Source organism: Aliarcobacter sp., assembly GCF_041672065.1.
Lineage (GTDB): Bacteria > Campylobacterota > Campylobacteria > Campylobacterales > Arcobacteraceae > Aliarcobacter > Aliarcobacter skirrowii.
Genome location: NZ_JBAZAH010000007.1, coordinates 43,239 through 52,092, shown reverse-complemented (window position 1 = coordinate 52,092; position 8,854 = coordinate 43,239). Strand labels below are relative to the sequence as shown.

At 29.9% G+C, this 8,854-nt stretch carries 6 protein-coding genes; 4 read left to right on the top strand and 2 right to left on the bottom strand.

Annotated elements, in window-relative coordinates; all coding sequences use genetic code 11:
• Positions 1–38 precede the first annotated feature (38 nt).
• Both WC168_RS02285 and recJ read left to right on the top strand, forming a co-directional pair.
• On the top strand, positions 39–1,655 hold the full coding sequence (locus WC168_RS02285) for a CTP synthase (RefSeq protein WP_372617300.1): 1,617 nt from the start codon (positions 39–41) through the stop codon (positions 1,653–1,655).
• Positions 1,655–3,220, top strand: a complete 1,566-nt coding sequence (recJ, locus tag WC168_RS02280; protein ID WP_066355435.1) for a single-stranded-DNA-specific exonuclease RecJ — start codon at positions 1,655–1,657, stop codon at positions 3,218–3,220. The genes WC168_RS02285 and recJ overlap by 1 nt, the downstream gene beginning before the upstream one ends.
• Here recJ and WC168_RS02275 read toward each other — a convergent pair.
• The gene (locus WC168_RS02275; protein ID WP_164698902.1) at positions 3,215–3,832 is read right to left on the bottom strand and encodes a FlgO family outer membrane protein; all 618 of its coding nucleotides are present in this window, start codon (positions 3,830–3,832) and stop codon (positions 3,215–3,217) included. The two genes, recJ and WC168_RS02275, sit on opposite strands and share 6 nt — an antisense overlap.
• 1 nt (position 3,833) lies before the next feature.
• On the bottom strand, positions 3,834–4,475 hold the full coding sequence (locus WC168_RS02270) for a FlgO family outer membrane protein (protein WP_372617297.1): 642 nt from the start codon (positions 4,473–4,475) through the stop codon (positions 3,834–3,836).
• A gap of 119 nt (positions 4,476–4,594) precedes the next feature.
• On the opposite strand from WC168_RS02270, the gene WC168_RS02265 reads away from it, so the two are divergent.
• The gene (locus tag WC168_RS02265) at positions 4,595–5,137 is read left to right on the top strand and encodes a DJ-1 family glyoxalase III (protein WP_066409467.1); all 543 of its coding nucleotides are present in this window, start codon (positions 4,595–4,597) and stop codon (positions 5,135–5,137) included.
• Between the two features lie 101 nt (positions 5,138–5,238).
• Complete coding sequence (gene dnaE, locus WC168_RS02260; RefSeq protein ID WP_372617295.1) at positions 5,239–8,787, top strand: DNA polymerase III subunit alpha; 3,549 nt, start codon at positions 5,239–5,241, stop codon at positions 8,785–8,787.
• The last annotated feature ends 67 nt before the right edge of the window (positions 8,788–8,854 follow it).

The window sequence follows — 8,854 nt, the reverse complement described above, 5'->3', positions numbered from 1 at the left end:
ATATTTTTCAAACTTATTAAATTTAACGGAGTATTTTTATGACAAAATTCATTTTTGTAACGGGTGGTGTTTTAAGTTCTTTAGGAAAAGGAATAACTTCTGCATCCATTGCTGCAATTTTAAAACAATCTGGTTTTAAGGTAAGTATGTTAAAAATTGACCCGTACTTAAATGTGGATCCTGGAACTATGAGTCCATTAGAGCATGGAGAAGTTTTTGTAACAGCTGATGGAGCTGAAACTGACCTTGATTTAGGAAACTATGAAAGATTTATAGATAGAACTTTAACAAAAAAGAATAGTTTTACAACTGGTCAGGTTTATCAAAGTGTAATTAAAAGAGAGAGGGAAGGTGGATATCTTGGTAAAACTATTCAAGTTGTTCCTCATGTTGTTGATGAGATAAAAAGTAGAATTTTTGCTGCTGCTGAAGGGAATGAGTTTTTAATTATTGAAATTGGTGGAACAGTTGGTGATATAGAGAGTCTTCCATTTTTAGAAGCTATTAGATCTATTAGACATGAACTTCCAAAAACAAATACAATGAATATTCATGTTAGTTTAGTTCCTTATATTAAAGCAGCTGGTGAGCTTAAAACAAAACCAACTCAACACTCAGTTCAAGAGTTAAGAAGAATTGGAATTACTCCTCATATGTTAGTTTGTAGAACAGAAAAAGAGTTACCAAAAGCCTTAAAAGATAAATTAGCACTATCTTGTGATATTGATAGAAATGCAGTTATTGAAGCTGGTGATGCTCAATCTATTTATCAAATGCCACTACATTTTATAAAAGATGGTATTTTAAACCCTCTTCAAGAGCATTTTAATATTAAAATTAAACCAAATATGGAAAAATGGGATACTTTAGTTAAAAATATTTTAGTTCCTCAAGATGAGGTTAATATTGCTTTAGTTGGTAAATATCTTGATTTAAAAGAGTCATACAAATCTTTAGTTGAGTCACTAATTCACGCTGGAGCTCACTTAAATACAAAAATAAATATTCATTGGTGTGATAGTGAAAGAATTGAAGATTTAGGTGTTTATGAAGTTATTGGAAATGTTGATGCAATTTTAGTTGCTGGTGGATTTGGAGCACGAGGTGTTGAAGGTAAATTAAAAGCTATTCAATATGCAAGAGAGAATAATATTGTATTTTTAGGAATTTGTCTTGGAATGCAACTATCAATTGTTGAGTTTGGAAGAAATGTTTTAGGACTTGAAGATGCAAACTCTGTTGAATTTGATGAGAACACAGCAAATCCAATGATATATTTAATTGATGAGTTTATAGATCAAAGTGGACATAAACAATTAAGAACTAGTAAATCACCAATGGGCGGAACTATGAGACTAGGAGAGTATCCATTTACTCCGCTAAAAGGCTCAAAATTACAAAAAGCTTATGGAGACAAAGATCAATATTTTGAAAGACATAGACATAGATATGAAGCAAATCCAAAATATAAAGAGGCTTTAGAGAAGGCTGGAATGATTGTAAGTGGAGAGTCAAATGGGCTTATTGAGGTGGTTGAACTAAAAGATCATCCTTGGTTTGTTGGAGTACAGTTCCATCCAGAGTTTACATCTCACTTAGAGACACCAAATCCAATTATTTTAGAGTTTGTAAAACAGGCTAATAAACCAAAATAATGTCGAAAATTACAAAGCAGAAGCTTTTTGAAATCTTAAATGCAAGACATTTGAATAATCCATATTCAAAGCTTGCATCAATACCATCTCCAAACAGTTTTAAAGATATAGATATTGCATCAAAACGAGTTAAAGAGGCTATAGAAAACAAGGAAAAAATAACTATAGTTGGTGACTATGATGTTGATGGAGTTGTATCAACTACAATTATGTTAGAGTTTTTTGACTTTATTGGTGTAAAAGTTGATTATATAATTCCAAATAGATTTGAACATGGATATGGCTTATCTCCTAAAATTGCAGATATGATAGATAGTGGCTTAGTAATTACAGTTGATAATGGAATAAGTGCTTATGAAGCATCTATCATTTTAAAAGATAAAAATATTGATTTAATCATAACAGATCACCACACTGTAGGAGATAAACTCCCAGTTGCTCTTGCAATTATTAATCCAAAACAAAAAGATTGCAATTTTGAGTTTAAAGAGATTTGTGGAGCTCAAGTAGCTTGGTATTTTTGTGCTGCAATAAAAAAGCAGATGAATTTAAATGTTGATATGTCAAGTTTTTTAGATCTTCTATCTTTGGCAATAATTGCAGATATTATGCCAATGACAACTCTTAATTATACAATGGTAAAACAGGGTTTAAAGAAGATGAAACTCTCTTCAAGAGAGGCTTTTAAACTATTAAATCAAAGCTTAGCAAAAGATATTTTGGCATCTGATGATGTTGGATTTATGATAGCACCAAAGATAAATAGTGCTGGAAGAATGGATGATGCATCTATTGCTTTAGAGTTTTTATTATCAAAATCACAAAATAGTGCTTATGAGAGTTTAGCTTTATTGGATGAGTTAAATAATTATAGAAAAGCACTACAAGAAGAGATTACTTTAAAAGCACAAAGTCAGATTAAAAATGAAGATAGAGCAATTGTTGTTTGGGGTGAAGATTGGCATGAAGGAGTAATAGGAATAGTTGCTTCAAAATTATCAAATAAATATAAAAAACCAGCCTTTATATTCTCAATAAAAGATAATCTTGCAAAAGGTAGTGCTAGAGCAAACTCTTCAATAAATCTTTATGATTTAATCTCAAATGCAAAAGATATTTTAAATGGTTTTGGTGGTCATAAAAATGCAGCTGGATTATCTTTGAATGCTTTAAAACTTGAAGAGTTTAAAGATATTATAAATAAGAGTTTAGATAACTTTGAAGATAATCTTCACGATGAGCTTGAAACTTTGGGTGAGTTAGATGTTCAAAGTGTTGATTTAGAGTTCTTAGATATTATTGAGAGTTTTGAACCATATGGTTTAGAGAATGAGAGACCTATATTTAAAGTTTCAAATGCAAATTTAATTAAATATGAACTAATTGGAAGAGATAAAAATCATTTAAAGTTGATTTTAAATAGTGATGGATATTTATTTGAAGCAATTAAATTTAACGAAAAGAGTTTAGATTTAAAAGAGAGTTTAGATTTGGTTTTGTCAATATCAAAAAATGAGTTTAGAGGAGTTGTTAAACCTCAATTTCTAATTCAAGAGATACTATAAAACCAAAGGTCTTCTAGTATTCTCTCTTAAGAACTTCTCTTTTTCAAGCTCTTTTTGATTTTCTGGATTAAGAAATCCTTCGAGATTTAAAATCTCATCATCAATTTGTGTTCTCTCAAATGCACTACCTACAATATTTCCACTTCTAAGCTCTATTAATTTTATAAAAATATTTAAAGTTTTACTTGTAATTGAGTAAGAGCCAACAAGTGCATATCTTGAATCAACTTCATCTGATAATATCTTTTTATGCTCTCTTGTTAAAACATTCAGACCACTTTTACCAAACTCAAACTCTTTTGTAAGTTCAACTTCTCTAGTAATAATATTTTTTGAAGCCAATGTATCTTTTAACATATTTGATAATAAAAAACCAAGTTCTGAACGATTTTTTAAGTTATCAACATTTACAAAGTCTGAAACTAAAACAACATCATCCAAATAGATATGTCTACTTAAATTTAAAGATGGTTTATCAACCATATTTGTAATCATTAAGTGAAAATTTGTAGCTTTTGTAATTGGGTTTTTGTATGAACAAGATACAAGAAAAAAAGAAAAAAAAGCTAGAGCTAAAATTAGCCCTAGCTTCTTTAAAAATAGTTGAGGCATCTTATCTCTTCTCATCAACTATTTTAATTGTTCTTAAAGGTGGACAATCACCAAATATAACACAATCATTTGCATAATTGTGATTATATGTAGCTCTTGCACTTGAGATTACTTTTCCAGTGATATTATCAATAATTCTTGCATTTAGAATTATCTTTCCAAGCTGTCTTGAGTATGTTCCAACAACAACATAGTTGCTAGGAATTTCACTTTTTAAGCTTTTTCTCTCTCTTGATAGAAAATATTCACCCTTATCATTTACAGAAACTGCTAATTGTCCCCTAAACTCTGTAACGCTAAAGCCTTTATTTGAAAGCTCATCAATCATACTCTCCCCTATAACTCTTCCAAACTCTGAAGTTTGTTTAAACTTATCAAGTTGTACAAAAGAAGTTACAATAATTGATTTGTTTGTATCAACTTTTCTATTAGTTACCATCTGAGTAGCCAAAGAAGCTATAGTTGCTTCAAGAGTGTTTTGCATTACAACTTTGTTTTGTTTAAAGTTTGCAATGTTCATACCATCACTCATAGATTTAACTCTATCATATTCAGATTTAGTATCTTTATTTTTATGGCTACACCCTGCGAATACAGAAATAACTGCCAAAAGAATTGAAAATCTTAAAAACTTTTTAGACATATGCTATCCTCTTTATAAATTCTTAAGATTTTATTTAAAATATACTTACAACAACTTTATATAAGCTACTATAAACAATTTTATATATAATATTTTAGAAAATTAATAAAGGAGATTTTATGTCAAAAATTTTAGTAGCAATTTCAAATGGTTTTGAAGAGATAGAAGCTGTTAGTATAATTGATATTTGCCGTCGTGCGGGAATTGAAGTTATAACTGCTGGAGTTGAAGGTAAAAACTTAGTTGGTGCTCATAATATTAAAATAGAGATGGATAAAAAAATAACTGAAGTAGATTCAAGTGATTTTGATATGATAGTTCTTCCAGGTGGTCTTCCAAATGCTTTTACTTTAGCAGAAGATAAAGACGTTCAAAGACTTTTAAAAGAGTTTAAAGAGAAAAACAAAAAAATAGGAGCTATTTGTGCAGCTCCTTATGCACTACACAAAGCAGGAGTTTTAAACGAAAACTATACTTGCTATCCTAGTTTTGAAAAAAAGATAAAAGATGATGGTTATCGTGATGATAAAAATGTTGTTACTGATAATAATGTAATCACTTCAAGAGGACCAGCAACTGCTGTTGATTTTGCTTTGGAGATAGTAAAAACTTTAAAAGGTGATGATATTTATTTTCAAGTTAAAACAGGACTTTTAGCATAATTAATATAAGCTCTCTTAGGGCTTATATTATATTAATATCTTCTCAATAAAATTTTAGATAAAATCTTTACTTAAAAAATAAAATAGAAGATTTATAGAATATGTCAAAAATACCACAATTTACACATTTACATCTGCATACAGAGTATTCACTACTTGATGGTGCAAACAAAATAAAACCACTAGCTAAAAAGATTAAAGAGCTTGGAATGACAAGCGTTGCTATGACTGACCATGGAAATATGTTTGGAACAATAGATTTTTACAACGCTATGAAAGCTGAAGGAATAAAGCCAATAATTGGAATGGAGGCTTATATTCATAATAGTGAAGATTTGAGTGATAAAACAAATAGACAAAGATTTCACTTATGCCTTTATGCAAAAGATGAAGAGGGATACAAAAATCTTATGTATCTTAGTTCAAAAGCATATATGGAAGGTTTTTATTACTATCCCCGAATCAATAAACAGCTTTTAAAAGAGCATAGTTCTGGTCTTGTTTGTAGTGCTGCTTGTTTACAAGGTGAAGTTAATTGGCATTTAAATACTCAAAATGAACGAAATGTAAAAAATGGTTCAAAGGGTTATGAAGAGGCAAAAAGAGTAGCACTGGAATATAAAGAGATATTTGGAGATGATTTTTATTTAGAGATTATGAGACATGGAATTAGTGATCAACTTTTTGTTGATGACCAGATTTTAAGAATCTCTGCTGAGACTGGAATAAAAGTAGTTGCAACAAATGATACTCACTACTTAGAGCAAAAAGATGCTGATGCACATGAAGCATTTATGTGCATTGCAATGAATAAACTCTATGATGATCCAAATAGATTAAGACATAGTGTTCATGAGTTTTATTTAAAATCTCCTGAGCAAATTTATAAACTTTATGCAGATATTCCTGAAGCCATCGAAGCAACTCAAGAGATTGCAAATAAATGTAATCTTACAATAAAACTAGGAAATCCAACTCCACCAAACTTTAAATTTACAAGAGATAAATTAAAAGAACTTAATATTGAAATCCCAGAACCACAAAATGAGTATTCACTAGAAAATGATAAGGTTTTATTTGCATTTGAGTGTAGAAAAGGTTTAGAAGATAGATTAAAACTAGTTCCACAAAATAAACATCAAGAGTATAAAGATAGATTAGAAACAGAGATAAATATTATAAATAATATGAAATTCCCTGGATATATGTTAATTGTTTGGGATTTTGTGAAAGTTGCAAAAGATATGAAAATTCCAGTAGGTCCAGGAAGAGGATCGGCTGCTGGAAGTCTAGTTGCATATAGTTTAAAAATTACAGATATTGACCCAATTCCTTATGGATTACTTTTTGAGAGATTTCTAAATCCAGAGAGGGTTTCAATGCCCGATATTGATATGGATTTTTGTCAAAGCCGTAGAGGTGAGATTATTGATTATGTAGTTAAGCAATATGGGCGTGCAAACGTTGCACAAATTATCACTTTTGGTAAGCTTTTAGCAAAAGGGGTTATTAGAGACGTTGCAAGAGTTTTAGATATGCCTTATGCAAAAGCTGATGCTATGGCAAAATTAATTCCAGATGAGTTGGGAATAAATTTATCTTCATCTTGGGAGAAAGAGCCAAAAATAAAAGAGCTATGTGAAGCAGATCCTCAAGCTGCAAGAGTTTGGGAGTATGCCTTGGCTCTTGAAGGATTAAATAGAAATGCTGGAACTCATGCAGCTGGAGTGGTTATCTCAAATGAACCACTTTGGAATAAAACACCACTATTTAAACCAAGTGGACTTGATACAATAGCTACTCAATACAATGGAAAATATATTGAAGATGTGGATTTAATTAAATTTGACTTTCTTGGACTTAAAACTTTAACTGTAATTGATGAGGCTATAAAATTAATAGAACAAAGACATCAAAAAATAATAGATTTTAAAACCATAGATGTAAATGATAAAGGTGTTTATGATTTAATTCAAACAGGAGATACATTAGGACTATTTCAAATAGAGTCTGATGGAATGCAGGATTTATGTAAAAGATTAAAACCATCAAATTTTGAGGATATTGTTGCCGTTTTAGCACTTTATAGACCAGGACCTATGGAGTCTGGAATGCTTGATGATTTTATTGAAAGAAAGCATGGAAGAGCAAAAATTGATTACTTCCATGATGAGCTTGAAGAGGTTTTAAAACCAATACTTGAAAATACTTATGGAGTAATTGTTTATCAAGAACAGGTTATGCAAATTGTTCAAAGTGTTGGAGGTTTTTCGCTTGGAGGAGCCGATTTAGTAAGACGAGCAATGGGTAAAAAGATTAAAGAGGAGATGGATAAGCTAAAAGGTCAATTTGCAGATGGAGCCCAAGAAAAAGGATTTACAAGAGCTTATGCAGAAGAGCTTTTTGATTTAATTGTAAAGTTTGCTGGATATGGGTTTAATAAATCTCACTCTGCTGCTTATGCTTTAGTTACTTTTTATACTTCATATTTAAAGTGTTATTATCCAGCTGAGTTTATGGCAGCTTTATTAACGCTTGAAAAAGATAATACAGATAAGGTTGTAAGATATGTTGATGAGGTAAAAAGGTTAGGATTAGAGTTATTTGCACCTGATATAAATAAATCAGACCTAGTTTTTTCAGCTACAAACATAGATGGCAAAGAGGTTGTTATGTTTGGAATGGGTGCTATTAAAGGTGCTGGTGATGTAGCCATTAAATCTATTTTAAAAGCAAGAGAAGAGGGTGATTTTAAAGATTTAGCAGATTTTATTTCAAGAATTGACTCAAGTAAGGTAAATAAAAGAGTAATTGAATCATTGGCAAAAGCTGGAGTTTTTGATAGTTTTGGTTACTCAAGAAATGCAATTTTAAGTCAAATAGAGAAAATTTTAGATGCAACAAATAAAGCCTCAAGTGCAAAAAAAATGGCTTTTGGATCACTATTTGGTGATAGTAGTGAACTTACAACAATAGATATAGAGCTTGAAAGACTTCCTGAATATTCACAAAAAGAGATATTGGAGCTTGAAAAAGCTAGTTTAGGTTTTTATGTTTCAGGACACCCTCTTGATGAGTACAAAGATAAAATTGATAAGATTAACTATACTTTATCTTCACAAATTGATGATTTAGCAGATGGTAGCCAGATTTTAATAGTTGGAAAAATAGAGGAGATTGTTGAAAAAATCTCAAAAAAAGGTAGTAAATTTGGAATTGTATCAATTTTAGATTTCCATGGAACAGTTGAATTTATGCTATTTGAAGATAAATTAAAAGAGCTAAAAGAGAGTTTTGATTTAAATGAACCAATAGCTTTTAAGGTTCGAATTTCAAAAACAGAGCAATTTACAAGAATGAATGTTTTAAAAATAGAGACAATTTATGAAGCACAAAAAGAGAAGGTTAAAATTAAACAAAAAGAGGAGCCAGTTTTACCTTTAACTATTGCTGTTCCTCTTAGTGATGATGAGTCTATTATGCACAAACTATTTGATATAGTAGTAAATAATCAAGGCAAAAGAGAGCTAAAGATTTTAGTAAAATCAAAATTGGCTGATATTGAATTGGAGAGCGGAATAAAGGTAAATGATAATTTAGAAAAAGAGATTTTAAAAGTAAAAGGGGTTTATATAATAGATGCTAAATAAAGTTTTAAAAGTATTTCATTTTGTAATATATTTTGATAATTCTCTATTTTTTTGTTATAGTTCAAAT